The sequence below is a fragment of the Dietzia sp. DQ11-71 genome (assembly GCF_014144995.1).
Taxonomy (GTDB): Bacteria; Actinomycetota; Actinomycetes; order Mycobacteriales; family Mycobacteriaceae; genus Dietzia; species Dietzia kunjamensis.
Window position 1 is genome coordinate 1 of sequence record NZ_JAALDT010000134.1, and the last position, 2,137, is coordinate 2,137.

Genomic DNA, 2,137 nt, shown 5'->3' on the forward strand with positions numbered 1-2,137 from the left:
TGGCTCCGATCGGATTCGTGCTGCCCATGGGCGTCGGCGCCATCCTCATGTCCGCCTCCACCGTCGTCGTTGCTCTCAACGCGCAGCTGCTGCGCCGTCTCGACCTCCGCCCGGACACCGTCACCACAGCGATGCAACGAGGATGAGTCCGATGAACACCACCCACTCCACTCGGAGACGAGCCGCGATCGCGCTCGTTGCCGCCGCTGCCCTGACCCTGACCGGCTGCTCGCCCGGGCCCGCCGAAAATGCAGTACCCAACTGGCCTCCCGCGTCGTTGGAGCACTACGACCTCGCCGGCCTCGACGCACCCCAGATCATCAACACGCTCGACACCATGCCGGTGGCCGACAGGCCGAACGATCTGATCGCCTCGGTGCAGCCGACTGAGCTCGTCTTGACCAGTGGCGATGAGAGCCTCGAGACGATTCCTATTCCAGAGGACCAGTTCTATCTGTCAGTGGCTCCGTATTACACGAGCACCCACCCCTGCCGATTCCACAGCCTGACCACTTGCCTCGGCGAGATCGCCAACGAACAGGTGCACGTCACAGTCACCGATAACGCCTCCGGTGACACCCTCATCGACGAAACGCGCACCACCTACGACAACGGCTTCCTCGGGCTCTGGCTACCGCGAGGCATCACGGCCACGCTCACCATCGACCACGACGGCAGAACGGCCACCGCTCCGATCTCCACGGGCGACGACGACCTCACCTGCCTGACCACTATGCAACTCGCCTGACATCCCCACTCGCGCCGATATCGCCACCGACGCGGCCACCCACCGGCAGGAAGGTAGTGCGGTCAGCATGGACCACAGCACACAGTCCCAAGACAAGCTCACTCTCACCGGATCCGTCGCGCTGGGAACCGGGGTAATGATCGGAGCCGGCATCTTCGCCCTCGTGGGCCAGGTCGCGGAATTGGCCGGCGGCTGGGTGCCGTGGGCGTTCCTCGCCGGCGCGGTGGTAGTGGCGTTCAGTTCATACTCCTACACCCGGTACTCGGCCACCAACCCGTCCTCGGGCGGGATCGCGATGCTGCTCAAAGCCGCCTACGGGCCCGGGGTGGCGGCCGGCACGTTCTCCCTGTTCATGTACGTGTCGATGATCCTCGCCGAGTCCCTGCTGGGGCGGACCTTCGGCACCTACGTGCTGCGGCCGTTCGGCATGCAGGACTCCTCCCTGTGGGTGCCGGTGCTGGCAGTGCTCGCCATCGCCGCCGCCGCGCTGGTCAACCTGGTGGGCAACCAGTGGGTCGAGCGGTCAGCCACCGCTACCGCGGCGCTCAAGATCGTGGGCATCGCTGTGCTGGCGATCGCCGGCATCCTGGCCGCGGGCGTGTCCTCGCTGGACCGACTGTTCACCGTCGCCGAACGCACCCCACCGGAGCACGGCTGGATGGGCTTTCTGGCCGGGGTGACCCTGTGCATCCTGGCCTACAAGGGCTTCACCACGATCACCAACCAGGGCGCGGACCTACGGGACCCGGAGCGCAACATCGGCCGCTCCATCATGATCTCCATCGCCCTGTGCACCGTCCTCTACCTGTTGATCACCGTCGCAGTAACCGCCAGCCTGACCGTTCCGCAGATCATCGGGGCCCGCGACTACGCCCTCGCCGAGGCTGCCAAGCCGATGTTCGGATCCTGGGGCGTCACGCTGACCGTGATCATCGCGGTGGTGGCGACGCTGTCAGGACTCATCGCGAGCTTGTTCTCTGTCTCCAAGCTCTACGACATGCTCCGCGACATGGGCCAGGTGCCGGGACTACCCGGGGCCGGCGGACACCAGTCGCTCTACATCACAGCCGGCCTGGCGATCCTCATGGCAGCCTTCTTCGACCTGTCACAGATCGCCTCCCTGGGGGCGATCTTGTACCTGGCAATGGACATCGCCATCCACTACGGGATCGTCCGACGCCTCAAGGACGACGTCAATGCCAAGGCGTGGATCCCGTGGGTCGCGATCGTCCTCGACGTCGCAGTGCTCGTACCCTTCCTCCTGCTCAAGGCGCAGTCCGACCCACTCACGCTGGGCATCACCGCGATCGTGGCCCTAGTCATCATCACAGCGCAGTGGATCACCGTGCGTCACCGCTCCGCACAATGATCCGCCCTTCTGCGAAAAGC

At 65.6% G+C, this 2,137-nt stretch carries 2 protein-coding genes; both read left to right on the plus strand.

Annotated elements, in window-relative coordinates:
• Window positions 1-151 precede the first annotated feature (151 nt).
• A complete protein-coding gene (locus tag G6023_RS05640) occupies window positions 152-748 on the plus strand; it encodes a CueP family metal-binding protein (RefSeq protein ID WP_206680980.1) in 597 nt (198 codons plus the stop codon).
• A 67-nt stretch (window positions 749-815) separates the two neighbouring features.
• A complete protein-coding gene (locus G6023_RS05645) occupies window positions 816-2,117 on the plus strand; it encodes an APC family permease (RefSeq protein WP_132061924.1) in 1,302 nt (433 codons plus the stop codon).
• Window positions 2,118-2,137: the final 20 nt, after the last annotated feature.

Excerpts from the sequence above, each read along its gene's own strand:
- G6023_RS05645 (WP_132061924.1), top strand. The coding sequence starts at position 816 with ATGGACCACAGCACACAGTCCCAAGACAAGCTCACTCTCACCGGATCC.
- G6023_RS05640 (WP_206680980.1), top strand. The coding sequence starts at position 152 with ATGAACACCACCCACTCCACTCGGAGACGAGCCGCGATCGCGCTCGTT.